At 71.7% G+C, this 24,898-nt stretch carries 20 protein-coding genes; 9 read left to right on the top strand and 11 right to left on the bottom strand.

From position 1 onward, the window contains the following. Window positions 1–3: 3 nt before the first annotated feature. From ABZ567_RS05920 to ABZ567_RS05910, 3 genes are all read right to left on the bottom strand, one after another. Window positions 4–2,355, bottom strand: coding sequence for a bifunctional serine/threonine-protein kinase/ABC transporter substrate-binding protein (locus ABZ567_RS05920; RefSeq protein ID WP_360785208.1), 2,352 nt, complete (start codon window positions 2,353–2,355; stop codon window positions 4–6). Further along, window positions 2,352–3,197, bottom strand: coding sequence for a hypothetical protein (locus ABZ567_RS05915; protein WP_360785206.1), 846 nt, complete (start codon window positions 3,195–3,197; stop codon window positions 2,352–2,354). Before ABZ567_RS05915 ends, ABZ567_RS05920 begins: the two co-directional genes overlap by 4 nt. Window positions 3,198–3,279: 82 nt before the next feature. After that, window positions 3,280–3,684, bottom strand: coding sequence for a helix-turn-helix domain-containing protein (locus ABZ567_RS05910; RefSeq protein ID WP_360785204.1), 405 nt, complete (start codon window positions 3,682–3,684; stop codon window positions 3,280–3,282). Window positions 3,685–3,800: 116 nt separating this feature from the next. Here ABZ567_RS05910 and ABZ567_RS05905 point away from each other — a divergent pair, with 116 nt between their 5' ends. The 3 genes from ABZ567_RS05905 to ABZ567_RS05895 all read left to right on the top strand — a co-directional run bounded on the left by ABZ567_RS05905 (window position 3,801) and on the right by ABZ567_RS05895 (window position 6,731). Next, on the top strand, window positions 3,801–4,682 hold the full coding sequence (locus ABZ567_RS05905) for an NmrA family NAD(P)-binding protein (protein ID WP_360785202.1): 882 nt from the start codon (window positions 3,801–3,803) through the stop codon (window positions 4,680–4,682). 92 nt (window positions 4,683–4,774) lie between these two features. Then, a complete protein-coding gene (gene rarD / locus ABZ567_RS05900) occupies window positions 4,775–5,797 on the top strand; it encodes an EamA family transporter RarD (protein WP_360785200.1) in 1,023 nt (340 codons plus the stop codon). 88 nt (window positions 5,798–5,885) lie between these two features. Then, window positions 5,886–6,731, top strand: coding sequence for a hypothetical protein (locus ABZ567_RS05895; protein ID WP_360785198.1), 846 nt, complete (start codon window positions 5,886–5,888; stop codon window positions 6,729–6,731). Window positions 6,732–6,814: 83 nt separating this feature from the next. Here the strand turns inward: ABZ567_RS05895 and ABZ567_RS05890 are convergent, their stop codons facing one another. Together ABZ567_RS05890 and ABZ567_RS05885 are read right to left on the bottom strand one after the other, a co-directional pair. Then, complete coding sequence (locus ABZ567_RS05890; RefSeq protein ID WP_360785196.1) at window positions 6,815–7,132, bottom strand: DUF6401 family natural product biosynthesis protein; 318 nt, start codon at window positions 7,130–7,132, stop codon at window positions 6,815–6,817. Between the two features lie 29 nt (window positions 7,133–7,161). After that, the gene (locus tag ABZ567_RS05885) at window positions 7,162–8,595 is read right to left on the bottom strand and encodes an MFS transporter (protein WP_360785194.1); all 1,434 of its coding nucleotides are present in this window, start codon (window positions 8,593–8,595) and stop codon (window positions 7,162–7,164) included. A gap of 111 nt (window positions 8,596–8,706) precedes the next feature. Here ABZ567_RS05885 and ABZ567_RS05880 point away from each other — a divergent pair, with 111 nt between their 5' ends. The 3 genes from ABZ567_RS05880 to ABZ567_RS05870 all read left to right on the top strand — a co-directional run bounded on the left by ABZ567_RS05880 (window position 8,707) and on the right by ABZ567_RS05870 (window position 11,353). After that, window positions 8,707–9,147: a helix-turn-helix domain-containing protein gene (locus ABZ567_RS05880; RefSeq protein WP_360785192.1), complete on the top strand. Its 441-nt coding sequence runs from the start codon at window positions 8,707–8,709 to the stop codon at window positions 9,145–9,147. Between the two features lie 52 nt (window positions 9,148–9,199). Beyond that, window positions 9,200–9,865 carry a DUF4291 domain-containing protein gene (locus ABZ567_RS05875; protein WP_360785190.1) on the top strand — a complete coding sequence of 222 codons (666 nt, stop codon included), beginning with the start codon at window positions 9,200–9,202 and terminating at the stop codon, window positions 9,863–9,865. Between the two features lie 180 nt (window positions 9,866–10,045). Beyond that, window positions 10,046–11,353 (top strand): M28 family peptidase, encoded by a 1,308-nt coding sequence (locus ABZ567_RS05870; RefSeq protein ID WP_360785189.1) that lies wholly within the window; start codon window positions 10,046–10,048, stop codon window positions 11,351–11,353. Window positions 11,354–11,422: 69 nt separating this feature from the next. Here the strand turns inward: ABZ567_RS05870 and ABZ567_RS05865 are convergent, their stop codons facing one another. Together ABZ567_RS05865 and ABZ567_RS05860 are read right to left on the bottom strand one after the other, a co-directional pair. After that, window positions 11,423–12,580 carry a DUF2092 domain-containing protein gene (locus ABZ567_RS05865; RefSeq protein WP_360785187.1) on the bottom strand — a complete coding sequence of 386 codons (1,158 nt, stop codon included), beginning with the start codon at window positions 12,578–12,580 and terminating at the stop codon, window positions 11,423–11,425. A gap of 197 nt (window positions 12,581–12,777) precedes the next feature. Beyond that, window positions 12,778–13,788, bottom strand: a complete 1,011-nt coding sequence (locus tag ABZ567_RS05860) for a polyprenyl synthetase family protein (protein ID WP_360785185.1) — start codon at window positions 13,786–13,788, stop codon at window positions 12,778–12,780. Window positions 13,789–14,059: 271 nt separating this feature from the next. Between ABZ567_RS05860 and ABZ567_RS05855 the strand changes: the two genes are divergently transcribed. Beyond that, a complete protein-coding gene (locus ABZ567_RS05855) occupies window positions 14,060–16,057 on the top strand; it encodes a CocE/NonD family hydrolase (protein ID WP_360786475.1) in 1,998 nt (665 codons plus the stop codon). A 52-nt stretch (window positions 16,058–16,109) separates the two neighbouring features. Here ABZ567_RS05855 and ABZ567_RS05850 read toward each other — a convergent pair whose 3' ends face one another. After that, window positions 16,110–17,450 carry a peptidase gene (locus ABZ567_RS05850; RefSeq protein WP_360785183.1) on the bottom strand — a complete coding sequence of 447 codons (1,341 nt, stop codon included), beginning with the start codon at window positions 17,448–17,450 and terminating at the stop codon, window positions 16,110–16,112. Between the two features lie 288 nt (window positions 17,451–17,738). Between ABZ567_RS05850 and fahA the strand changes: the two genes are divergently transcribed. Next, entirely contained in the window at window positions 17,739–18,965 is a 1,227-nt protein-coding gene (gene fahA, locus ABZ567_RS05845; RefSeq protein WP_360785181.1) for a fumarylacetoacetase, read from the top strand. 161 nt (window positions 18,966–19,126) lie between these two features. Next, the gene (locus ABZ567_RS05840) at window positions 19,127–19,687 is read left to right on the top strand and encodes a hypothetical protein (RefSeq protein ID WP_360785179.1); all 561 of its coding nucleotides are present in this window, start codon (window positions 19,127–19,129) and stop codon (window positions 19,685–19,687) included. A gap of 58 nt (window positions 19,688–19,745) precedes the next feature. On the opposite strand, the gene nuoN is transcribed toward ABZ567_RS05840, so the two are convergent. The 3 genes from nuoN to nuoL are packed head-to-tail and all read right to left on the bottom strand — an operon-like array spanning window position 19,746 to window position 24,888. Beyond that, a complete protein-coding gene (nuoN, locus tag ABZ567_RS05835) occupies window positions 19,746–21,407 on the bottom strand; it encodes an NADH-quinone oxidoreductase subunit NuoN (protein WP_360785176.1) in 1,662 nt (553 codons plus the stop codon). Beyond that, on the bottom strand, window positions 21,404–22,987 hold the full coding sequence (locus ABZ567_RS05830) for an NADH-quinone oxidoreductase subunit M (RefSeq protein ID WP_360785174.1): 1,584 nt from the start codon (window positions 22,985–22,987) through the stop codon (window positions 21,404–21,406). The genes nuoN and ABZ567_RS05830 overlap by 4 nt, the downstream gene beginning before the upstream one ends. A gap of 5 nt (window positions 22,988–22,992) precedes the next feature. Beyond that, window positions 22,993–24,888, bottom strand: a complete 1,896-nt coding sequence (gene nuoL, locus ABZ567_RS05825; protein WP_360785172.1) for an NADH-quinone oxidoreductase subunit L — start codon at window positions 24,886–24,888, stop codon at window positions 22,993–22,995. Window positions 24,889–24,898: the final 10 nt, after the last annotated feature.

Genomic DNA, 24,898 nt, shown 5'->3' with positions numbered 1-24,898 from the left:
GGCCTACTGCTTCGTCTTGTTCGCGGGCAGGACGGGCGCGGGGCCGATCAGCCGGTAGGCGCCGTTCTGCACGGCGTGCACGAAGGTGCCGCCGTTGGTGAGGTCTCCGTTCTCGTCGAAGATGTACCCGCCCATGACTCCGGTGTACTTCTGCTTGCGCAGCGCCGCCCAGAGCCCCTTGCGGGCGGGTGGGCGGCCCGCTTTCGCGTTCCGCGCGAGCTGCTCCATGGCCATGGTGACGACGTCGTACGACTCCCCCGTGTAGTACGCGGGGGCCGCCCCGAACCGCTTGCGGTACGCGGCGACGAAGCCGGCGGCCTCCTTGCGGGCGACGGAGTCGAGGACGGGGGCACCGAAGAACCAGCCCTCCGCGTCGGCGCCCGCCTCCTTCAGGAACGCGGGCCCGAAGGCGTGCTGACCGGCGAACCGGGGCCCGGTGAAGCGGAGTTCGTTGAGGGCGCGGGCGGCGAGGACGGCGGTCTCGCGGACTCCGCAGTGGACGTAGGCGTCCATGCCTGCGTCGATCATCTCGCCGAGGACCGTGCGGTAGTCCCGCGCGGCCGCCGGGACGACCCGGTAGTGGGGTGTGAGCCCGGCCTGCCCGAAGGCGAACTGGGCGCCCCGGACGAGCAGCCAGCCGTACTGGTCGTCGGTGCGGTCCTGGAGGACCCCGGGTCTGCGGACGGCCGACAGGAGCGTGACGGCGTAGGCGAGGTGCATCCCGGCGTAGGGGTGGTGCGGGATAGCCCGCAGGACGGTCGTGTTCGGGGCGCTTCCCTCGTCCCGGACGGTGAGGAGGTTGAACCCGGCGGACACCGTGATCAGGGGGAGGCCGGACTCCTCGAAGGCGGGGAGGGCGGCCTGTGCGACGCCGTCGGACGTGGGGCCGAGGACGGCGAGGACACCGGGGTCGGTCGTGAGCCTGCGGGCCGACGCGAGGGCCGTCGCGCGGTCGCCTCGGTCGTCGGAGACCTTCAGTTCGAGCGTGTACGGCTTGTCCTTGCGGGCGTTGAACCGCTCGACGGCGAGGCGCGCGCCCCGCTCCTGGGCGAGGCCGATCTCCTTGTCGGGTCCCGAGAGGTCGGCGAGGACGCCGATCTTCCAGGTGGTGCGGGGCGGAACGGGCTTCTTGCCGTCGGTGCCGGTGCCGGTGTCGTCGTCCCCGAACCCCGCCCACGCGGCGACGGATCCGCCGCCGACGGCGAGGGCGGCGGCGCCGGAGGCCAGCAGCAGGAAGCCCCGGCGGCTGCGCTTCGGCTCCTCCGCCGTTCCCCCGCCCGCCCGGGTGGCGTCGATCTCGGGGAGGGCGAGCATCCGGGCGGAACGTTCGGCGATGGTACGGACGACGGGGTCGGGCAGCCAGTCGGCGGCGGTGGCGGGGGTGTCCTCGGTGAGCCGGACGCCGATCTCCGCGGCGGTGGGCCGGGCGGCCGGGTCCTTGGCGAGACAGCCGCGGACGAGGTCCAGGAGCCCCGCCGGTACGCCCGCCAGGTCGGGTTCGTCGTGGACGGTCCGGTACATCAGGGCGTCCACGGCGCCGGTGCCGAACGGCGGGCGGCCGGTCGCCGCGTACGCGAGGAGGCAGCCCAGCGAGAAGACGTCGGCGGGCGGGCCGATGGCGTCGGTGCGGGCCTCCGCCTGCTCGGGGGCCAGGAAGCCGGGGGTGCCGACGACCATGTCGGTGGCCGTGAGGGCGGTCTCACCGGTGACGCGGGCGATGCCGAAGTCGATGAGGCGGGGGCCGTCGACGGCGAGGAGGACGTTCCCGGGCTTGACGTCCCGGTGCACGAGTCCGGCCGCGTGGACGGCGGCGAGGGCGCGGGCGACGGCCCGGCCGATGAGGCGGACGCTCCGCTCGGGCAGCGGGCCGTGGGCGGCGACGGCCTCGCCGAGGGAGGGGCCGGGGACGAAGGCGGTGGCCATCCACGGTTCGGGGGCGTCGGGGTCGGCGCCGGTGACGGGGACGGCCCAGGGGCTGGACACCCGGCGGGCGGCCTCGACCTCACGGCGGAACCGGGCCCGGAAGTCGGGCTGGTCGGCCTGGTCGGCGTGGGTGACCTTGACGGCGGCGAGCTCGCCGTTCTCCGTACGGCCCAGGTAGACGACGCCCATCCCGCCGGCCCCGAGCCGCCCGAGCAACCGGTAGCCGGCGAGGGAGGACGGGTCGGAGGGCAGCAGCGCCTGGAGGTCACCGGGCCGGGCGGGGGGCCGGGGGTCGGGGTGGGGCCTGGGGTCGGGGTGGGACCCGGGGCCGGACGCGGGCGCGGAGGGCGCCGGCTCGGACGGGCGGCGGGGGTCGGAGTGGGGCTGGGAGCCGGGCTCGTGGTCCGGGCGGGGCGGCGTCGGCTCGCTCATGACTGGGCCTCCAGCTGGTCCTTGGCGCGTTCGATCATCGTGACGAGGGCCTGCACCTGGCCGGTGACCGTACTCACCGTGGTGCTGGTCTGCTCCTCGCTGTAGCCCGGTGCGCCCTTGACGACGGTGGCGACGGTGACCTGGCCGATCCGGGACTGGTACCAGCCGTAGAACTGATCCCCCTTCATGGCGTCGTTGTGGTAGATCCCGCGCTCACCGAGCGAGTCCGTGGCCGTGAAGTTGCCGCCGACACCGAAGGGGTTGCCGAGGGAGATGAGGCTGGAGATGCGTTCCCCGTCGCGGAGCTTCTGGTCGGGGCAGCGGAGCGCCTCCTCCAGGGTTCCGGCCATCTCCCAGTCCGCGTCCGCCTCGGTGCGGTGCACGGTGACGGTGGCGGCGACCCGGAGGTTGCCGCGGGCGCCGTCGGCGGGGATCTCGCTGTAGGCGGTGACGCTGTAGAGGACGGTGGAGGGTCTGGTGCCCGTGCCCCAGGAGCAGTCGGCGCCGAGGACGGGCCAGTAGGCGGGGTCGCTGAGGTGCGGGGTGCGCTTGACGTAGTCCGGGCCCCAGGCGTCGGGCCCCGCGACGACCGCGAGGGCGATGCGCTCGGCGTCGGCCTCGGTCTTCGGCGCACGCTTCGGGTCGGGGACGAAGTCGAGGGAGGTCGGCGCGGCGGTCGGGGTGGGGGCCGTCGTGGGCGGGGCGCCGGCCGAGGCGCTCGTACTCCCCTTGCCGCGGGGGCTCTTCCCGTCGTCGTCCCCGCCCGCGCATCCGGTTGTGATCAGCCCGCCCACCAGTACGGCGCAGCAGGCGCGCAGCAGTCTTCGGTCCCCGTACGCCACAGTTCCCCCACGGTCCCTCGCGGCCCCCGAACAGTGAGCAGATCGTACGGCTCGGCGCCGACAACTCGCCCCGGTTACCGCATCATTGGGACCGATCCGTGGCACGCTCGCGACGTTCGCCGTCGTACCGTGCGCGGGCCTCCTCCACCGCCCCGACCTGGCGCTCCGTCCAGCGGGCCAGCTCCCAGACCTGGCGGGCGGCCTCCACGCCCAGGCCGGTGAGGGTGTAGTCGACGCGGGGCGGGATGACGGGCTTGGCGTCGCGGTGGACGAAGCCGTCGCGCTCCAGGGTCCGGAGGGTCTGGGCGAGCATCTTCTCGCTGACGCCGCCGATGTGACGGCGGAGCTCGCTGAAGCGGTACGGGCGCTCCAGGAGGGCCGCGAGGATCAGGACGCCCCAGCGGCTGGTGACGTGCTCCAGGACGAGCCGTGAGGGGCACATCGGTTCGTTGACGTCGGCTTTCGCGGACTGCTCACTTACCTCCATGCCAGTACCTTACTTCAAAGTGGGTACTTTCGAAAGGTTAGCGCCTGTCGTACGGTGAGTGCCGGCGAGCCCCTCACCCACCGCACCGCCCGCCGCACCCCACGGAAGGAAGCACCATGAGCATCGTCGTCACCGGAGCCACCGGAGCGCTCGGCCGTCTCGTCATCGACGCCCTCCTCACCGGCACCCCCGCCGGCCCCGTCCCCGCCGAGTCCGTCGTCGCCGTCGTCCGGGACAAGCAGAAGGCCGCCGACCTCGCGGAGCGCGGTGTCGAGCTGCGGATCGCCGACTACAGCCGTCCCGAGACCCTCGCGGGCGCCTTCGAGGCCGGTGACCGGGTGCTCCTGATCTCGGGCAGCGAGGTCGGGCGGCGCGTCGCCCAGCATGCCGCCGTGATCGACGCGGCAAAGGCGGCGGGCGTGGCCCAGCTCGCGTACACCGGGGTCCTCGGCGGCGACGAGGCGGACTTCGACCTGGCCGCCGAGCACAAGGAGACCGAGCGGCTGATCCTCGCCTCCGGCCTGCCGTACACCCTCCTGCGCAACGGCTGGTACTCCGAGAACTACACCGCCAACCTCGCCCCCGTCCTGGCCCACGGCGCCGTCGTCTCCAACGCGGGCGGGGGCAGGGTCGCCTCCGCCGCCCGCGCCGACTACGCCGCCGCCGCGGCCGCCGTCCTGACCGGCCCGGCGGAGGAGCACCTGGGCAGGACGTACGAGCTGAGCGGCGACACGGCCTGGTCGTTCGCCGAGTACGCGGCCGAGGTCGCCGCGCGGTCCGGCCGGGAGGTCGCGTACGACAGCGTCCCCGCCGAGACCCACCTCGCGATCCTCACCGGCGCCGGGGTCCCGCGGCCCTTCGCCGAGATCCTGGTCGACGTCGACCGGGCCGTCGAGCGCGGCGCCCTCGCCCGGCGGACCGGCGACCTGGCCCGGCTGATCGGCCGCCCGACCACCCCGATCGGCGCCTCGATCGAGGAGGCCCTGGCCTCCACCTGAGCCGTCATGACCGTATTGCGGTACGGGCATGACAACCCGCCCCGTGCGGCGCTACCGTCGACGGGACAGCGCGGCGCGGGGCAGGAGGTCCGGTGAAGACCGAGAGCACGGAAAGCACGGAACGAGCAGGATTGCTCTACGGGATCGGCGCCTACGGCATGTGGGGGCTGGTTCCGCTCTTCTGGCCGCTCCTCAAGCCCGCCGGGGCGATCGAGATCCTCGCCCACCGGATGGTGTGGTCCCTGGCCTTCGTCGGCCTCGCCCTGCTCGCCCTGCGCCGCTGGGGCTGGATGCGCGAGCTCGTCCGCAGCCCGCGCAAACTCGGACTGATCACCCTCGCCGCCACCGTCATCACCGTGAACTGGGGCCTCTACATCTGGTCCGTCAACACCGGGCACGTCGTCGAGGCCTCCCTCGGCTACTTCATCAACCCGCTCGTCACCATCGCCCTCGGCGTCCTCGTCCTCCAGGAACGGCTGCGCCCCGCGCAGTGGACGGCGGTCGGCATCGGCTTCGCCGCCGTCCTCGTCCTCGCGATCGGGTACGGGCAGCCGCCCTGGATCTCCCTCACCCTCGCCTTCTCCTTCGCCCTCTACGGCCTCGTGAAGAAGAAGGTCAACATCGGCGGCCTCGAATCGCTCGCCGCCGAGACCGCCGTCCAATTCCTGCCCGCCCTCGCCTACCTCGTCTGGCTCGGCTCCCAGGACACCCTCGCCTTCGGCGGCCACGGCGTCGGCCACACGGCCCTGCTCGCCGCCACCGGCATCGTCACGGCGGTCCCTCTCGTCTGCTTCGGAGCGGCGGCGATCCGCGTACCCCTGTCGACGCTCGGCCTGCTCCAGTACCTGGCGCCGACCTTCCAGTTCCTGCTCGGGATCCTCTACTTCCACGAGGAGATGCCGCCCGAGCGGTGGGCCGGCTTCTCCCTCGTCTGGCTGGCCCTGACCCTCCTCACCTGGGACGCCCTGCGCTCGGCCCACCGCAGCCGGGCGGCGGTCGAGGCGGCGAAGGCGTCGGCCGAGGCGGGCGCGCCCGTCCCGCCCGTGGCCGGGCACGCCGACGGGGACACCGGGACCACCCCGCTTTCCACCCCTTCGGCGCAGTCGGGGCGCTGACCAGGAGCGGGCAGGGCCGGGCCGTAGTTACGTCGGGAGTCCAGGCCCCTCGCACGGACGGGGCCCTCCCGAGCGGAGTGATGGCTCCATGTCACAGCCCCTCGCCCTCTCGGTCGACTTCGGCAAGGGATTCACGGACGCCTGGTCCGCCGTCGCCGAGTTCGTACCGAAGTTCATCGGTTTCCTCGCGATCCTGCTCATCGGCTGGTTCGTCGCCAAGATGATCGCCAAGGTCGCCGACCGGCTGCTGCGCCGCGTCGGCTTCGAGCGCATGGCCGAGCGCAGCGGCGTCGCGAACGCCCTCAAGGGATCGAAGTACGACGCCACCGGCATCATCGCCAAGATCCTCTACTACGCGGTCCTGCTGATCGCCCTCCAGCTGGCCTTCGGGGTCTTCGGCCCGAACCCGGTCAGCGTCATGATCAACGGCATCGTCGCCTGGCTGCCGAAGGCGATCGTCGCCTGTGTCATCGTCGTCGTCGCCATGGCGATCGCCCGGGCGGTGCGGGACATCGTGGGCGGCGCGCTGAGCCAGACGTCCTACGGCAAGGTCCTCGCCACGGCGGCCTGGGCCTTCATCGTCGGCCTCGGCGTGATCGCCGCGCTGAGCCAGGCGGGCATCGCGACCTCGGTGACCGGGCCGGTGCTCACGGCCGTCCTCGCGACGATCGCGGGTGTCGTGATCGTCGGCGTCGGCGGCGGCCTCGTCACCCCGATGCGGGGGCGCTGGGAGCGCTGGCTCTCGGCGGCCGAGGAGGAGACCGGGCGGGCGAAGGACCAGGTCGCGGCCTACCAGAGGGGCCGCGAGGACGCCCGCGGCGGGATGCCTGCGGCGCAGGAGCGGATGGCGCGGGGCGAGGGCCGGCAGCGCATGCGGCGGGACGAGGGCCAGGAGCGCCGCCCGGGCCAGGAACCTCCGATGGACCCGATGTAGTCCGGTGCGGCCACGGGGCTCCGAGGGCCCCGACGCGGTCGCGGGCGGTCCGTGCCTCCGTTGGGCCCGACGCGGTCCGGTGCTCACACGCCCAGGAGGTCGTGTTCCCGGATCAGCCAGCAGACGGCTGTCAGGCGCAGGGTCGCGAAGTCGTGGCCGACGGGTTCGGTCCAGTCGACCTCGGTCAGCCAGTCGGTGAACCCGAGGACGTAGTCGGCGAGTTCCTCCCGCCGGACGGTCCGGCCCTCCGGTCCCCGCTGGGCGGGGATCAGCACGTCGCACACGGCGGCCGCGTGCTGGTCGACGGCGGCCACGAGCCCCGGCTCGAAGGTGAACTCCGAGAGCCGGGGCATGTACGTGGCCACCACATCGATCAGCGGGCAGCCGGGCGAAAAGTTCATCCCTCCACATTAGGGGCGGGCGCGGGCGTTCAGACCGTGACCTTCGTCGCAGCCCCGGGGGCGATCGGGACGCCCTCGACGGGGTCCTTCCGGCCCGGCGCCTGCGGTGATCCGCCGACCCCCTTCCGTACCCCCGTCGCCGTGATCACGGCTCCGAGGGCGACCATGACCAGCGGGACCACGAGCGCCGCCCGAAAGCCGTCGAGACCGCCGCCGGCGAGCCCGTACACCGCGGTCACCGCCGCGATGCCGACCGCCGAGCCGAACTGGGTGGCCGTCGTGAGCAGTCCGCCGGCGAGCCCCTGCTCCTCCTCCGCGACTCCGTCCGTACCGGCGATGGTGAGTGGCCCGTACGCCAGGGCGAACGCGAGGCCGGTCAGGAACAGCGTCGGGAGCATGGCCGCGTAGGACCAGTCCGGGCCGACCGGAAGGAACAGCGCGTACGAGACGACGGCGAGGACGAAGCCGCCGAGGATGACCTTGACGTTGCCGTACCGGGCCACGAGCCGTGGCGTCAGGGTCGGCGCGAGGACCGCGTCGATGCCCACGACCAGCAGGGCGAGCGCCGTCTGGAGGGACGACCAGCCGCGCAGCTCCTGGAGGTGGAGCGTGGCCATGAACTGGAAGCCGAAGAAGGAGCCGACGAAGAGCAGGGCCCCGAGGTCGGCGCGGACGAGCGCGGCCTGCCGGAGGATGCCGAGGCGGACGAGCGGGGTGGCGGCCCGGCGCTCGACGGCCACGAAGACGCCGGCGAGGAGGAGGCCGACGGCGAGCGCGGCGACCGTGAGCCGCCAGCCGTCGAAGCCGTGCTCCAGGCGCACGATGCCATACGCGAGGAGGAGCATCGCCCCGGCGGCGGTGAGTGCTCCGCCCAGGTCGAAGCCGCCCTTGACGCGGCCCGGGCGGGGCTCCTTCGGGATCAGGACGATCGCAGCGGCCAGGATCGCGGCGGCGAGTAGGACCGGGGCGAAGAAGACCCAGCGCCAGCCGAGTTGGGTGAGCAGCCCGCCGATGACGAGGCCGAGCGAGAAGCCGCCGGCGGCGGTGCCGGCGAAGACGAGGAGGGCCTTGTTGCGCTGAGGGCCCTCCTCGTAGGACGTGGTGATGATCGACAGGGCGGCCGGGGTCATGAAGGCGGCGGCGACGCCCGTCACGAAGCGGGCCAGGACGAGGGTCCAGCCCTGGTCGGCGAGGCCGCCGAGGCCGGAGAAGAGGAGGAAGACGGTGAGCCAGGTGAGGAGCATCCGGCGGCGTCCGAGGAGGTCGGCGGCGCGGCCGCCGAGGAGGGTGAAGCCGGCGTAGCCGAGGACGTACGCGGACATGACCCAGGCGGCGGTGCCGGTGCCGAGGCCGAGGTCGGCGCGGAGGGTGGGGACGGCGACGGCGAGCATGGCGACGTCGATGCCTTCGAGGAAGATCGTCCCGGAGAGGACGAGGAGCAGACTCCAGGCGCGTAGGGACACAACTGTCTCCAGGGCAGGGTGGGTTGGGGTGGCCGGTTACCGAGCCGGTTACCGAGCCGGGGGTCGGTTCCCTCTTGTAACCACCTGCATCCTGCGGGAGGATCGGGTGCCATGGAAGAAGGCACTTCGAAGGAACCGAGTCACTGCGCGGGAACCCATGGAACCGACGGGGACCCCGACCCCTTCCAGTGGGACACCCGGGAGGACTGCGAGGTGCGCCAGATCCTCGACCGGGTCGCCGACAAGTGGTCCCTCCTCGTCATCGCCCTCCTCGACCGCCGGGTCCTGCGCTTCACGGAGCTCAAGCGCGAGATCGACGGCGTCAGCCAGCGCATGCTGACCGTGACCCTGCGCCAGCTGGAGCGCGACGGCCTGGTGAAGCGCACGGTCCATCCGACGGTCCCGCCGCGCGTGGACTACGAACTCACGCCTCTGGGCGGCACCCTGCACACCACGATCCGTTCCCTGGTCACCTGGACCGAGCAGCACCAGAACGAGATCGCGGCGGCTCGGGAGACGTACGACGCGAAGGAGTCGGCGGCGCTCGCCTGACGTCCGCGATAACCGGTGGTCCTCGCCGGGGACTTCGCCCACCCTGGGGTCCATGGAAGAACCGAAGTACCGGATCCGTGCGCTCCACACCGCGCGCACGGTCACCGTCTACCAGGCGTACCCGCCCGCGATCGGTCTGCCCGCGGCGCGCGAGGGCCGCTTTCCGGCCGCCTGGAAGCGGGACCGGATGACCTGGATCAAGCCGTCGTTCCTCTGGATGATGTACCGCTCCGGCTGGGGGACGAAGGAGGGCCAGGAGACCGTCCTCGCCGTGGAGATCACCCGCGAGGGCTTCGAGTGGGCCCTGCGGAACGCCTGCCTCTCGCACTACGTCCGCGGCTTCCACGCCGACCGGGCGGCGTGGAAGAGGGAGTTGGGGCGGGCTCCCGCGCGCGTGCAGTGGGACCCGGAGCGGGATCCGGGGCTTCGGGCGCTCCCGTACCGCTCGCTCCAGCTCGGGCTCGCGGGCGAGGCGGCGCGGCGGTACGCGGACGAGTGGACCGTGTCCGTCAGCGACGTCACCCCGCTCGCGCACCGCGTCCGCGACCTCGTCCGGGCCGAGGGGCCGGAGGCCGCCCGCCGGCTGCTGCCCCGCGAGGAGCCGTACCCGGAGCCGGCCGGGCTCCTGGACCACCTGCGCGAGCGGACAGGACCGGCGTCGTCAGAACCGGACGGAAGCAGTCCCGAAAGCACTCGTCCGATGAGCGAACACACCTGACCGGTTTCCGCTCTTGACGTGAAGTCAAACTTGCATTGAACATTCAGCACGCACAACAGAACACCTGAACAACTGAACACCGCACACGCACTCGTACAGCTCCAGCGCCTCGTGGCACCCACGCCCGAGGCGTCTCGCACGTTCCGTCCCATCCCCGTTCGGAATCCGGAGCCCCCACAGATGAACATCTCCGTACCCAGACGCGTCACCGCGGCCGCCGCCCTCGCGGCGCTCGCCCTCGGCGGACTCACCGGCACCAGCGCCTCGGCGAGCCCGACCGCTGCCGCCGCCGCGCCCGACATCCCGCTCGCCAACGTCAAGCAGCACTTGACGGACCTCCAGTCGATCGCCACCGCCAACGGCGGCAACCGCGCCCACGGCCGTACCGGCTACAAGGCGTCCATCGACTTCGTGAAGGCCAAGCTGGACGCCGCCGGCTACACCACCACGCTCCAACAGTTCACCTCCAACAGCGCCGTCGGCTACAACCTGATAGCCGACTGGCCCGGCGGTGACCCGAACCAGGTCCTGATGGCCGGCGCGCACCTCGACTCGGTCTCCTCCGGCGCCGGCATCAACGACAACGGCTCCGGCTCCGCCGCGGTCCTGGAGACCGCCCTCGCCGTGGCCCGCGCCGGCTACCAGCCGTCCAAGCACCTGCGCTTCGGCTGGTGGGGCGCGGAGGAACTCGGCCTGGTCGGCTCGAAGTACTACGTGAGCCAGCTGCCCACGACGGAGCGCGCGAAGGTCTCCGGCTACCTGAACTTCGACATGATCGGTTCGCCCAACCCGGGCTACTTCGTCTACGACGACGACCCGGCGATCGAGACGACGTTCAAGAACTACTTCGCCGGTCTCGGCGTCCCCACGGAGATCGAGACGGAGGGCGACGGCCGCTCGGACCACGCCTCGTTCAAGAACGTCGGCATCCCCGTCGGCGGTCTCTTCACAGGCGCGAGCCGGGTCAAGACCAGTGCCCAGGTGTCCAAGTGGGGCGGTACGGCCACGGCCTTCGACCGCTGCTACCACTCGTCCTGCGACACGACGGCGAACATCAACGACACCGCCCTCGACCGCAACAGCGACGCGATCGCGCACGCGATCTGGACGCTGTCCGGCTCCACCACCCCGCCGCCCACCGGCAAAGTCTTCGAGAACACGGCCGACGTGGCCATCCCGGACAACGGCGTGGCGGTGACCTCGACGGTCAACGTGAGCGGCGTCGCGGGCAACGCGCCCGCCACGCTCAAGGTCGACGTGGACATCGTCCACACCTACCGCGGTGACCTCGTCGTCGACCTCGTCGCCCCCGACGGATCGGTCTACAGCCTGAGCAACCGCTCCGGCGGCAGTGCCGACAACATCAAGGCCACCTACACCGTGAACGCCTCCAGCGAGGTCGCCAACGGTGCCTGGAAGCTCCGCGCCCAGGACAGGGCCTCGGCCGACACCGGTTACATCAGCGGCTTCAAGCTGACGTTCCCGTAACCGCGCGAAGAACTCCCGGGTGGGTCGGTGACCATCGCCCCCGACCCGCCCGGGGTCCCAACCCGGCTGCTACTTACCGGCGTTCGCCGCGTCGACCAGCGCGTCCTTCGTGACCGCGCCGACGTAGACCTTGCCGTCGTCGGTGAGGAGCGCGTTCACCAGCTTCGTCGTGAAGAGGGTGCCCGAGCCGAACTTCCCGCTGACCTTGTCGCCGAGGGAGTCCAGGAGCCCCTGGAACTCCTTCGGCGCCTCGTCGGTCCTGGGCGCCGGCGCCCCGGTGTCGAGCTTCGCGATCGTCGTCCAGCCCTCGCCGATGACGTTGAAGCCCTCACCGAGGTCCCCGAAGCCCTTCTCCAGGTCGCCGATGCCCTTCTCGAACTCCTCGGGGAGCTTCTCCCCGCCCGCGCCCTTCTCGGCGTCGCCCTCCATCACCTTCGCGCCCGCCGGGGCCTTGAAGGTGAACTCCGAGGCGGCCGGCCTGGCGAAGTCGACCTTCGTGAAGCCCGCGTCGACGACCGGCTTGCCGCCCTCCACCGAGGCGAGGGTGAACTTCAGCGGGGTGCCGTTCGCCGCGTCCACGGCGATCTTCACCGACTCGACCGTCGAACCGGCCTGCTTCGGCTTGATCACCAGCTGGTACGCGTCCCGGCCGGCCACCTTGGCTGTACCGCCGACGGTGATCGACGTGGTGTCGCCCGCCGCCTTCAGGACCTCGTCCGCGAGTTCCTTGGGCGTGGTCGGGACGTCCTTGTCCTCCGGGGCTCCGGCGCCCTCGGGGGCCTTCTCGTGGAAGGCCTCGTTCGACTTGCTGTCGTACGCCCAGACGTCGGCGCCGTTGTGGATCAGGCTGTACTCGTCGGAGCCGTCGAGCAGGGTCAGCCGCTGGCGCTCGGGGCCGTCGGCCGCCACGCGCAGCGTGTGCGTGCCCGAGACGAGCTCGGTGAGCTTGGCCGAGGGGTCGGCGGACGAGCCGCCACCGCCGGCGCCGAGGCCGGGCATCAGGCTGCCGAAGGCCGGCAGCCCCAGGTCGGTGGAGATCCTGAACGTGCCGGACAGGGTCTGGGTGTCCGACGCGGCGATCTTCTCGATGAGCTGCTGGGCCGTGATCTCCGGCAGGTCGGGGTCTCCGGACGCCGCCAGCGCCGGGACGAGGCCGATGGTCGCCGCGGCCACTCCTGCCACCGCGACCGGGACGATGAACCGGCTCGCCTTACGGGTCTCTGCCATGGTCTCCGCTACCTCCGTGGTCGATGACTCCATCTCACCAAAGCGGCGGCACGGAAACGTCAGCCCCCGGGATCAACCTCACGTACTGCTTCGGGATGACCCGACCCTGAGAACCGCTCACCCGCGCGGTGGACCGGACCCGTCGCGGGCGCGGCCGACCGGGCGTCGGCCCGCGCGGCTGGACCCCCCACCGGGTGTCAGCCCGCGCGGTGGACCACCGCGTCGCACAGCTCCGCGAGGGCCGCCTTGGCGTACCCGTCGGGCAGCGGCGCGAGCAGGGCGCGGGCCTCCTCCGCGTACCGCACGGTGTCCCGGCGGGCCTGCTCCAGGGCGGGGTGGGCGCGCAGCCGGCGCAGGGTCTCGGCGTGCCGCCCGTCGTCGCTGAGGTCGCCGTCGACGAGGGCGACGAGCTCCAGGTCCTCCGGGCGCCCGTGGGCGGCCGCGGCGGCCCGCAGGTGGAGGACGGGCAGGGTGGGGACGCCCTCGCGGAGGTCGGTGCCGGGGGTCTTGCCGGACTCGTGGGAGTCGGAGGCGATGTCGAGGACGTCGTCGGCGAGCTGGAAGGCGACGCCGAGCCGCTCGCCGTACTGGGTGAGGGTGTCGACGACGCTCTGGTCGGCGCCGGCCATCATGGCGCCGAAGCGGCAGGAGACGGCGACGAGCGAGCCGGTCTTGCCGCCGAGGACGTCGAGGTAGTGGGCGACGGGGTCGCGGCCGTCGCCGGGGCCCGCGGTCTCCAGGATCTGCCCGGTCACGAGCCGTTCGAACGCCTCGGACTGGATCCGTACGGCCTCGGGGCCGAGGTCCGCGAGGGTGTGCGAGGCGCGGGCGAAGAGGAAGTCACCCGTGAGGACGGCGATCGAGTTGCCCCAGCGGGTGTTGGCGCTGGGGACCCCGCGCCGGACGTCGGCCGCGTCCATGACGTCGTCGTGGTACAGCGTGGCCAGGTGGGTCAGCTCGACGACGACGGCGGAGGGCACGACGCCCGGCGCGTAGGGGTCTCCGAACTGCGCGGCGAGCATCACGAGCAGGGGCCGGAAGCGCTTGCCGCCCGCGATGACGAGGTGCTGCGCGGCCTCCGTGATGAAGGGGACATCGCTCTTGGTGGCGTCCAGGAGGCCCGCCTCCACAGCCGCCAACCCGGTCTGGACATCGGCCTCAAGAGCCTGGTCCCGCACGCTAAGACCGAACGGCCCGACGACGGTCACGAGGAGGTCTCCTGTCTGCTGACGCCTGCTGACGATCACACGGACTGTTCCGGTGGACGGTTGAAGATCACACAGATTGTCGATGTGTCGCTGGATTCACTCAAGCCAGCGTATCCGGTCACCTTTCGATCACCGTGGGCGCCTTCCCGTCACCCCCGGTATGTTCGTGATCAGCTCATACGACCAGGAGTGGGCGCTTTGTCCCGAACAGCGATCGACAGCGACCCGAACGGCGAGCAGCCACCGCCGGAGGACGACCGAGGTGACCGAGATGAAGATCCGTACCGACTTCCCGTACGAGACCCGGCACGACGACGTCCGGATCCCGTTGCCGGACGGCACGCGGCTGTACGCGCGCGTGTGGCGCCCGCTCACCGACGAGCCCGTACCGGCCCTCCTGGAGTACCTGCCCCACCGCCTCACCGACTGGACAGCGCCCCGCGACCGGCAGCGCCACCCCTGGTACGCGGGCCACGGCTACGCCTCCGTACGCGTCGACGTCCGCGGCCACGGCAACAGCGAGGGCCTGCCCGGCGACGAGTACGACGCCGTGGAGCTGGCGGACGGCGTGGCCGTCGTGAACTGGCTCGCCGAGCAGCCCTGGTGCACCGGCCGGGTCGGCATGTTCGGCATCTCCTGGGGCGGCTGCAACTCGCTCCAGATCGCCGCCCTCGCCCCCGAACCGCTCAAGGCGATCGTCACCGTCTGCTCCACCGACGACCGCTACGACAACGACGTCCACTACATGGGCGGCTCCGTCCTCGCCGTCGACATGCACGCCTGGGCCGCCACCATGCTCGCCTTCGTCTGCCGCCCGCCCGACCCGCGTCACGTGGGCGAGGAGTGGCGCGGGATGTGGCTCAGACGCCTGGAGGCCGTGGAGCCGTTCCTCCACACCTGGCTGGCCCACCAGACCCGGGACGCCTACTGGAAGCACGGCAGCGTCTGCGAGGACTACTCCGCGATCAAGGCCGCCGTCCTCACCGTCGGCGGCTGGCACGACCCGTACCGGGACACCGTCCTGCGCCTCGCCCAGCACCTCCCCCCGGACCGGGTGCGCGGGATCATCGGCCCCTGGTCCCACCAGTACCCGGACCGCGGCCTGCCGCCCGGCCCCGCCATCGGCTTCCTCCAGGAGACCCTGCGCTGGTGGGACCACCACCTCAAGGGCGTCGAGAACGACGTCATGGCCGAGCCGCTGCTGCGCTCCTGGATCAGCGAGTCGCACCTCCCGGCCCCCGTGTACGAGGAGCTGCAGGGCCGCTGGGTCGCCGACCCCGCCTGGCCGTCCCCGCACGTCACCCCCGTCACGTACGCCTTCCAGGGCGCCCCCGTGGTGGTCGACTCGCCCCAGCAGACCGGGCTCGACGCGGGCCGCTTCCTCCCCTTCGGCAACGACGCCGACCTGCCGCCCGACCAGCGCGCCGAGGACGCCCACTCGGCCTGCTTCGACTTCGCCGTCCCCGAGGACGGCCCCGCGATCGAGATCCTCGGCCGGCCGGCCGTGACCCTCGCCGTGCGCGCGGCCGCCCCCACCGGTCAGGTCATCGCCCGGCTCTGCGACATCGCCCCCGACGGCTCCTCCACCCTCGTCACCCGGGGTGCGCTGAACTTCTCCGCCCGCTACGGCCGCGACCGGGCCGTGGAGGCAGAGATCGGCGAGACGGAAAGCCTCGTCGTCGAACTGAACGGCATCGGGCACAGCTTTCCGCCGGGCCACCGGGTCCGCGTCGCCGTCTCCTCCACGTACTGGCCGTGGATCTGGCCCCAGCCGGACGCGGCGGGCTTCACCCTCGACCCGGCGGGCTCCTCCCTCACCCTGCCGGTCCGCCGCCCCACCGAGGACGCGGTCACCTGGGAGGAGCCGGAGCAGTCCGAGCCGCCGGGCGTGGTCTTCCCCGCCACCCTGGAGGAGCCCCGCCCGGAGCGGCTGGTGGTCAGGGACGTGGCGAAGGGCGAATGGACCCTGGAGGTCGGCCCGAGGTACGGCGGTACGCGGGTCTACCCGGACGGCCTGGAGTTCACCGAGGACGCCGTGGAGACGTACACGATCGACGAGAGCGGCCCCCTGTCCGCCCGTACGCTCTCGGAGTGGGCGATCCGGCTGCACCGGCCGGAGGACGCCTGGGACGTCACCGTGGACACCCGCTCGGAGATCACCTGCGACGCGAGCGCCTTCCTCACCACGAACGAGGTGGTGTGCAAGGAGGGCGACGAGGTCGTCTTCCACCGGACGTGGGAGCAGCGGATCCCGCGCACGGCGGGCTGAGTACGCGAAGGGCGCCCGCACCGGGACCGGTACGGGCGCCCCTCACGTCCGCCTACGCGCTCGCCCCGGCCTTGCGGCGACGGGCGACGACCATCGCGCCGGCGCCGAGGGCGACGGCCGCGCCGGCCGCGAGGCCGAGCCGGGTGAGGTTCTCGTTCGCACCGGTGGCGGCGAGGGTGCCGGTCACCGGCGTCCGGGACGAGCCGCCCTGCTGGGTGGTGTTGCCGTTGCCACCGGTGGAGACGGTCGGTGCCGGGGTGGGCGTCGCGGTGGTCTGCGACGGGGTGGGCGTGGGCTTCGGCTTGTCGTCCTTGGCCGCGAGGATGTCGAAGTAGGTGTCCGTGTAGTCACCCATGCCGCACGAGCCGTCGTTGGTCTCGTACTCGGCGTAGGTGAAGACCGCGCCGTCACCGGCGGGGGCGTCGGCGGCGACCGTGAGGCGCAGCTTCACGTCGTAGCTGGCGCCCTTGGCGAGCTTGCCGACCTCGATGGAGTCGAACTGCTCGGTGAACGGCGTCCATTCGAGGACGTCCGCGGAGGACCACTCGACGGGGATGAGCCGATCGGTGAAGTCCGTCTCCTCGTCGATGACCTCACCGGGCTCGGGGGCGCGCATGGCGCCGGCGAAGGCGGTGACCGTGTTCAGGGGGCCGTCGGAGATGTTGGTGACCCGCAGCGAGAAGATGGCGGGCTGCCCCGCAGTGACCGTCTTCGGACCGGTCACCGCGAGCTCGACGGAGGAGTTCTCCTCGCACTCCTCGGGGAGCTCCTCGTAGAACTCCAGCTCCTCCTTGGCCTCGGCGAGCGTCTCGGCGGCGGCCTCCTTCACCTTCCTGGTGGGGGTGACGAGGCGGTCGGCGGCGGCGACGGCCTCGTTCAGGTCGCCCTCGGCCTCGGTGACCACGGTGGCGGCGGCTTCCGCGGCGGTCGCGGCGAGCCCGGCGGCCTCCTTCGCCTCGACGACCGCGGCGGCGGCGTCCGCCTTCTGCTGCTCGGTGGCCCCGGGGAGGAGAAGGAGGTCCTTCTCGGCCTGCACGGCCGCGGCGAGCGCCTCGTCGGCGGCGGTCTTCCCGGCGGCGGCGGTCTCGGCGGCGGCCTTCGCCTTGGTGACGGCCTTCCGGAGGGCGTGGTCGGGCTTGTCCAGCGCCTCACGCGCCTTCGTGGCCTGGTCGAACGCGACGACGGCCTCGTCGTACTCCTTCTGCGCCAGCGCGACGGCCGCCTTCAGCTCGTCGAGCGAGGGCTTCTCGAAGTCGTCCTCGTCGGACGACGGCTTCTGCGTCGACGCCGGCGACGGCTTGGTGTCGGCGAACGCGGGCGCGGCGGAGAGGAACAGGACCGGGGTGGTCACGGCGGCGGCCACGGCGGTCGCGAGAATGCGACGAATCTTCACAGTGCGGGACCTTTTTCCTGGTCAGGGAGAAGTGAGAACGTGCGGACGCGCGCCTGCGGCGACTTCACGCGGCGCGATACCACCGTGATCGTATGACCGCGGACACCCCCGCGGGAGCCCTGTTCCGGCGGCCCGGATGCGGGGGCGGTCCTGCCCGCGTACGCAATGCGCGCGAAGCCGGACAGTTGCCCACGGAGGCCGCACTTTCTGTGTGATCCATGTCATCCGCGCCCGGCGACCCGCCCCGTAACGTGTCCCCCACACACCTGGAAAGCGAGGCACGCACCGATGTCCGAGCACAGCCCGCTCGACCTGGCCGAGGGCGATCCCTTCGGCCCGCACAACCTCCCGTACGGCGTCTTCTCCACCGCGGACGAGCCCGAGCGGCGCCGTCTCGGTGTCCGGATCGGCGGGCACGTGCTGGACGCGGGTGCCGCGGCGCACGCGCTCGGCTCCCCGTACGCGGCGCTCCTCGCCCAGCCGAGCCTGAACCCGCTGCTCGCGGCGGGGCGGACCGCGTGGCGTGACGTGCGCCGGGCGCTGACGGCCTGGGTGACGGTGCCCGCGCACCGGGCGGACGTCGAGCCGCTGCTGTACCCGCTGGCCGAGGTGACGCTGCACCTGCCGTACGAGGTCGCGGACTACGTCGACTTCTACGCGAGTGAGCACCACGCGACGAACGTGGGCCGCATCTTCCGGCCCGACGGCGACGCGCTCACCCCCAACTGGAAGCACCTGCCGATCGGTTACCACGGCCGGGCGGGCACGGTCGTGGTCTCGGGGACCGATGTCGTCCGTCCTTCGGGGCAGCGCAAGGCGCCCACCGACGCGGCTCCGGTCTTCGGCCCCTCGGTCAAGCTGGACATCGAGGCGGAGGTCGGTTTCCTCGTCGGCACCCCGTCGGACCTCGGCCGTCCGGTGCCGCTGGCCGACTTCCGGGAGCACGTCTTCGGCCTGACGCTGCTCAACGACTGGTCGGCGCGGGACGTGCAGGCCTGGGAGTACGTGCCGCTCGGCCCGTTCCTGGGGAAGTCGTTCCAGACCTCGGTGTCGGCGTGGGTGACGCCCCTGGAGGCCCTGGACGCGGCCAGGACCGCGCCGCCCGCGCGGGACTTCCCGCTGCTGCCGTACCTGGACGACGCGGCCGAGGAGGAGCCGGGCGGCTTCGACCTGCGGATCACCGTGGAGATCAACGGCGAGGTGGTGGCGGAGCCGCCGTTCTCCACCATGTACTGGACGGCCGCGCAGCAGCTCGCGCACATGACGGTGAACGGCGCCTCGCTGCGCACGGGTGACCTGTACGGCTCCGGGACGGTGTCCGGGCCCGAGGTCGGTCAGCGCGGTTCGCTCCTCGAACTCACCTGGAACGGCCGGGACGCCCTCGAACTGGCCGGTGGCAAGCGCACGTTCCTGGAGGACGGCGACGAGGTCACCCTCACCGCCTGGGCCCCCGGCCCGGACGGCACGCGGGTGGCTCTCGGCGAGGTCCGCGGCCGGATCGTGCCCTCCGCCTGACCTTCGGGGAACGGGCGGCGGCGCTCTCCCCCCAATGGGCCACCCCGCGTGCGGCGCCCCCCTGGGGCGGCCGATGCTGCTGGAGGTGGCGGGATCAGGGGAGAGCCCGCCGACGTCCGGCGCCCCGCTCCGGGGCGCCCCCTCCCGAGGAGCAGACCCACATGTCCGCACGACCCCGCCCCTTCATAGCCGCGCTCGCTCTGGCCGCCGCCGGATCGCTGGCCCTGGGGGCCGCCCCGGCGGTCTCGGCCGCCCCCGTCGCGAAGCCGGTCACCGATTTCCCGCATCCGGACCTCAAGAAGACGTACGACGCCACGGTGAAGTACAGGTCGGAGCAGAAGGCCATCGCCGACGGCTTCCTGCGCACCGACGACTGCGTCGAGGACCCGGAGCTCGGCGGCATGGGCTACCACTACGTCAACCCGGCGAACCTCGGCTCCACCGACCCGACGAAGCCGGCCGCGGTGCTGTACGAGGAGGACCACAAGACCGGCAAGCGCGAGCTGGTCGCGGTCGAGTGGGTCGTCCCCGACCCGAACGAGAACCTGCCCAGGCCGCAGCTCTTCGGCCGGGCCTTCGACGGGCGGTTCGACTTCCCGCCCCTCGGACCCCACTACTCGCTCCACGCGTGGATCTTCAAGAAGAACCCGAAGGGCGTCTTCGCCCCGTACAACCCGCGGGTGCACTGCACCCCCTGCCCTGAGGACCACCCGAAGGCGTAGGCGTACGACGAAGGGCCCGGCCTCCGCGCACGGAGACCGGGCCCTCTGCCGTACCCCGCTACCGGACGAACACGCTCGCCTGGTTCGCCAGGTCCAGGAAGTACTGCGGTGCGACGCCGAGCACCAGCGTGACCGCGACGCCCGCCATGATCGCGACGGTCGTCAGGGCCGAGGGCACGGCGACCGTCGGACCGTCCGCCTTCGGCTCGCTGAAGAACATGAGCACGATCACCCGGATGTAGAAGAAGGCGGCGATCGCCGAGGAGATGACGCCGACCACGACGAGGGCGCCCGCGCCGCCGTCCGCCGCCGCCTTGAAGACCGCGAACTTGCCCGAGAACCCGGAGGTCAGCGGGATGCCGGCGAAGGCGAGCAGGAAGACCGCGAAGACCGCCGCGACGAGCGGCGAACGCCGCCCGAGACCCGCCCACTTGGAGAGGTGGGTGGCCTCGCCGCCCGCGTCCCTGACCAGGGTGACGACGGCGAAGGCGCCGATCGTCACGAAGGAGTACGCGCCGAGGTAGAACAGGACCGACGAGATCCCGCTCGGCGTGGCCGCGATGACACCGGCGAGCAGGAAGCCCGCGTGCGCGATGGACGAGTACGCGAGGAGCCGCTTGATGTCGGTCTGGGTGATGGCGATGATCGCACCGCCCAGCATGGTGACGACGGCGACGCCCCACATGACGGGCCGCCAGTCCCAGGTGAGGCCGGGCAGCACCACGTACAGCAGGCGGAGCAGCGCGCCGAACGCGGCGACCTTGGTCGCGGCGGCCATGAAGCCGGTGACCGGGGTCGGCGCGCCCTGGTAGACGTCCGGGGTCCACATGTGGAACGGCACGGCGCCGACCTTGAAGAGGAGCCCCATGAGGACCATGGCGAAGCCGATGAGCAGCAGTGCGTCGTTGCCCATGGTGTCGGCGAGCGCCGGGTTCACGGAGGCGACCGAGCCGTCGACGACGTCGGCGATGGTGGCGTACGAGACGGAGCCCGCGTAGCCGTAGAGCAGGGCGATGCCGAAGAGCAGGAAGGCCGAGGAGAAGGCGCCGAGCAGGAAGTACTTGAGGGCCGCCTCCTGGGACATCAGGCGCTTGCGGCGGGCGACGGCGCAGAGCAGGTACAGCGGGAGGGAGAAGACCTCCAGGGCGACGAAGAGCGTCAGGAGGTCGTTGGCGGCCGGGAAGACCAGCATGCCGGCGATGGCGAAGAGCGCCAGCGGGAAGACCTCGGTGGTGGTGAACCCCGCCTTGACGGCGGCCTTCTCGTGGTCGCTGCCGGGGACGGCGGCGGCCTCGGCCGCGAAGGAGTCGACCCTGTGGCCGTGGTCGGCCGGGTCGAGCCTGCGCTCGGCGAAGGTGAAGATCGCGACGACCGAGGCGAGGAGGATGGTGCCCTGGAGGAAGAGGGCGGGTCCGTCGACGGCGATGGCGCCCATGGCCGCGATCTGGGCCTTGGTGGAGCCGTAGCCGCCGGCCGCCAGGCCGACGATCGCGGCGAAGGCGGCGACGAGCGCCACCACGCTGAGGAACAGCTGGCTGTGGTAGCGGGCCCTGCGGGGCACGAAGGCCTCGACGAGGACGCTGAGGATCGCGGCGCCGATCACGATGAGTACGGGTGAGAGCTGGGTGTACTCGATGTGGGGCGCCGGGATCTTGTTCAGCGGTTCGGCGGCCGTCGTCCACAGGCTGTGGACGGAGGATGCGACGACGGAAGTGCTCACTTGGCCGCCTCCACGTTCTGGGGCGCAGAGGGCTGGGGGTCCTTCTGCTGTACGTCGGACATGGTGTGCCGCACCGCCGGGTTGACGACGTCCGTCAGCGGCTTCGGGAAGACCCCGAGGAAGATCAGGACGGCGATCAGCGGGACGACCACCGCCAGTTCACGCGGCCGCAGGTCGGGCAGCGTCCGCACCTCCTCCTTCACCGGCCCGGTCATCGTCCGCTGGTACAGGACGAGGGTGTAGAGCGCGGCGAGGACGATGCCGGTGGTGGCGATGACGCCGGCCACGGGGTAGCGGGCGTAGGTGCCGACCAGGACCAGGAACTCGCTGACGAACGGCGCGAGTCCGGGCAGCGACAGGGTCGCGAGGCCGCCGATGAGGAAGGTGCCGGCGAGCACCGGGGCGACCTTCTGCACCCCGCCGTAGTCGGCGATGAGCCGCGAGCCGCGCCGGGAGATCAGGAATCCGGCGACGAGCATCAGCGCGGCCGTCGAGATGCCGTGGTTGACCATGTAGAGCGTGGCACCGGACTGGCCCTGGCTGGTCATCGCGAAGATGCCCAGGATGATGAAGCCGAAGTGCGAGATCGACGCGTACGCCACCAGGCGCTTGATGTCCCGCTGGCCGACCGCGACCAACGCCCCGTACACGATGCTGATGAGGGCGAGGACGATGATCGCGGGGGTGGCCCACTTCGAGGCCTCGGGGAAGAGCCCGAGGCAGAAGCGGAGCATGGCGAAGGTGCCGACCTTGTCGACGACGGCGGTGATGAGGACGGCGACCGGGGCGGTCGCCTCCCCCATCGCGTTCGGCAGCCAGGTGTGCAGCGGCCAGAGCGGCGCCTTCACCGCGAAGGCGAAGAAGAAGCCGAGGAAGAGCAGCCGCTCGGTGTTGGTCGCCATCTCCAGGGAGCCGTCGGCGCGCGCCGCGGCGATCTCCGTGAGCGAGAAGTTCCCCGCGACCACGTAGAGCCCGATGACGGCGGCCAGCATGATCAGGCCGCCGACCAGGTTGTAGAGGAGGAACTTGACCGCCGCGTAGGAGCGCTGGGCCGCCGCGTTCTCGTCGGAGCCCGCGTGGGCGCGGTCGCCGAAGCCGCCGATGAGGAAGTACATCGGGATGAGCATGGCTTCGAACAGGATGTAGAAGAGGAAGACGTCGGTGGCCTCGAAGGAGAGGATCACCATCGCCTCGACCATGAGGATCAGGGCGAAGAAGCCCTGGGTCGGGCGCCAGCGGCTGTTCTTGGTCTCCAGGGGGTCGGCGTCGTGCCAGCCCGCGAGGATGATGAAGGGGATCAGCAGGGCGGTGAGCGCGATGAGCGCCACCCCGATGCCGTCGACGCCGAGCTCGTAGCGGACGCCGAAGTCCTTGATCCAGGCGTGGGATTCGGTCAGCTGGTAGCGCTCGCCACCGGGCTCGAACCGTACGAAGACGACGGCGGCGAGCACCAGCGTGGCGAGGGAGATCAGCAGCGCCAGCCATTTGGCGGCGGTGCGGCGGGCGGCGGGGACGGCGGCGGTGAGGATCGCACCGACCGCCGGAACCGCTGCCGTCACGGTAAGGAGCGGGAAGGACATATCAGTTACACCGCCCTCATCAGCAGGGTCGCGGCGATCAGCACCGCAGTACCTCCGAACATGGAGACCGCGTACGAGCGGGCGTAGCCGTTCTGGAGCTTGCGCAGCCGGCCGGAGAGCCCGCCGACGGAGGCCGCGGTGCCGTTGACCACGCCGTCGACGAGGCTGTGGTCGACGTAGACCAGGGAGCGCGTCAGGTGGGTGCCGCCGCGGACGAAGACGGCGTGGTTGAAGTCGTCCTGGAGCAGGTCGCGGCGGGCGGCCCGGGTGAGCAGCGAGCCGCGCGGGGCGACCACCGGAACGGGCCTGCGCCCGTACTGGAGGTAGGCGAGGCCGACGCCGATCACCATGACGGCGACGGTGGCGGAGGTGACGGCGGCGGCGCTGATCGGCGGGTGGCCGTGCGCGTAGCCGGTGACGGGCTCGAGCCAGTGCACGAACCGGTCGCCGACGCCGAAGATGCCGCCCGCGAAGACCGAGCCGAAGGCCAGCAGGATCATCGGGATCGTCATGGACTTCGGGGACTCGTGCGGGTGCGGCTCGTGTCCCTCGGCGTCGGGCTGCCAGCGCTTCTCGCCGAAGAAGGTCATGAGCATCACGCGGGTCATGTAGTACGCGGTGATGGCCGCGCCGAGCAGGGTGACCGAGCCGAGGATCCAGCCCTGGGTGCCGCCCTTGGCGAAGGCCGCCTCGATGATCATGTCCTTGGAGAAGAAGCCGGACAGGCCGGGGAAGCCGATGATCGCGAGGTAGCCGAGGCCGAAGGTGACGAAGGTGACCGGCATGTACCTCCGCAGGCCGCCGTACCTCCGCATGTCGACCTCGTCGTTCATGCCGTGCATGACCGATCCGGCGCCGAGGAACAGTCCGGCCTTGAAGAAGCCGTGGGTCACCAGGTGCATGATCGCGAAGACGTAGCCGATGGGGCCGAGTCCGGCCGCCAGGATCATGTAGCCGATCTGCGACATCGTCGAACCGGCGAGCGCCTTCTTGATGTCGTCCTTGGCGCAACCGACGATCGCACCGAAGAGGAGCGTGACGGCGCCGACCACGACGACCACCGTCTGGGCGTCCGGGGCCGCGTTGAAGATGTCCGCGGAGCGGACGATCAGATAGACGCCGGCGGTCACCATCGTGGCCGCGTGGATGAGGGCCGAGACCGGGGTCGGGCCCTCCATCGCGTCCCCGAGCCAGGACTGCAGCGGCACCTGGGCCGACTTGCCGCAGGCGGCGAGCAGCAGCATCAGACCGATCGCGGTCAGCGTGCCCTGGGACGTCTCGCCGGCCGCCCCGAGCACCGGCCCGAAGGCGAAGGTGCCGAAGGTGGTGAACATGATCATGATGGCGATGGAGAGGCCCATGTCGCCGACCCGGTTGACCAGGAAGGCCTTCTTCGCGGCGGTGGCCGCGCTGGGCTTGTGCTGCCAGAAGCCGATCAGGAGGTACGAGGCGAGGCCGACGCCCTCCCAGCCGAAGTACAGGAGCAGGTAGTTGTCGGCGAGGACGAGCAGCAGCATCGCCGCGACGAACAGGTTGAGATAGCCGAAGAAGCGGCGACGGCGCTCGTCGTGCTCCATGTAGCCGATGGAGTACACGTGGATGAGCGTGCCGACGCCGCTGATCAGCAGGACGAACGTCATCGACAGCTGGTCGAGCTGGAAGGCGATGTCCGCCTGGAAGCCCTCCACGGGGATCCAGGAGAAGAGCCGCTGGTGCAGGGCACGGTCCTCGGCGCCCTTGCCGAGCATGTCGGCGAAGAGGGTCAGGCCCAGGGCGAAGGAGACGGCCGCGAGCAGCGTGCCGATCCAGTGCCCGACCTTGTCGAGCCGCCGTCCGCCGCAGAGCAGGACGGCCGCGCCGAGCAGGGGTACCCCGACGAGCAGCGCGATGAGATTTTCCACGGTCAGCCCC

Source organism: Streptomyces sp. NPDC016459, from assembly GCF_040632845.1.
Classification (GTDB): domain Bacteria; phylum Actinomycetota; class Actinomycetes; order Streptomycetales; family Streptomycetaceae; genus Streptomyces.
This window is presented reverse-complemented; position numbering and strand designations above follow the sequence as displayed.

Coding starts and splice junctions, on each gene's coding strand:
- ABZ567_RS05875 (WP_360785190.1), top strand. CDS start 9,200: ATGGAAGAACCGAAGTACCGGATCCGTGCGCTCCACACCGCGCGCACG.
- ABZ567_RS05910 (WP_360785204.1), bottom strand. CDS start 3,684: ATGGAGGTAAGTGAGCAGTCCGCGAAAGCCGACGTCAACGAACCGATG.
- ABZ567_RS05895 (WP_360785198.1), top strand. CDS start 5,886: ATGTCACAGCCCCTCGCCCTCTCGGTCGACTTCGGCAAGGGATTCACG.
- ABZ567_RS05905 (WP_360785202.1), top strand. CDS start 3,801: ATGAGCATCGTCGTCACCGGAGCCACCGGAGCGCTCGGCCGTCTCGTC.
- ABZ567_RS05920 (WP_360785208.1), bottom strand. CDS start 2,355: ATGAGCGAGCCGACGCCGCCCCGCCCGGACCACGAGCCCGGCTCCCAG.
- ABZ567_RS05830 (WP_360785174.1), bottom strand. CDS start 22,987: ATGTCCTTCCCGCTCCTTACCGTGACGGCAGCGGTTCCGGCGGTCGGT.
- ABZ567_RS05840 (WP_360785179.1), top strand. CDS start 19,127: ATGTCCGCACGACCCCGCCCCTTCATAGCCGCGCTCGCTCTGGCCGCC.
- ABZ567_RS05890 (WP_360785196.1), bottom strand. CDS start 7,132: ATGAACTTTTCGCCCGGCTGCCCGCTGATCGATGTGGTGGCCACGTAC.
- ABZ567_RS05865 (WP_360785187.1), bottom strand. CDS start 12,580: ATGGCAGAGACCCGTAAGGCGAGCCGGTTCATCGTCCCGGTCGCGGTG.
- ABZ567_RS05855 (WP_360786475.1), top strand. CDS start 14,060: ATGAAGATCCGTACCGACTTCCCGTACGAGACCCGGCACGACGACGTC.
- fahA (WP_360785181.1), top strand. CDS start 17,739: ATGTCCGAGCACAGCCCGCTCGACCTGGCCGAGGGCGATCCCTTCGGC.
- ABZ567_RS05870 (WP_360785189.1), top strand. CDS start 10,046: ATGAACATCTCCGTACCCAGACGCGTCACCGCGGCCGCCGCCCTCGCG.
- ABZ567_RS05880 (WP_360785192.1), top strand. CDS start 8,707: ATGGAAGAAGGCACTTCGAAGGAACCGAGTCACTGCGCGGGAACCCAT.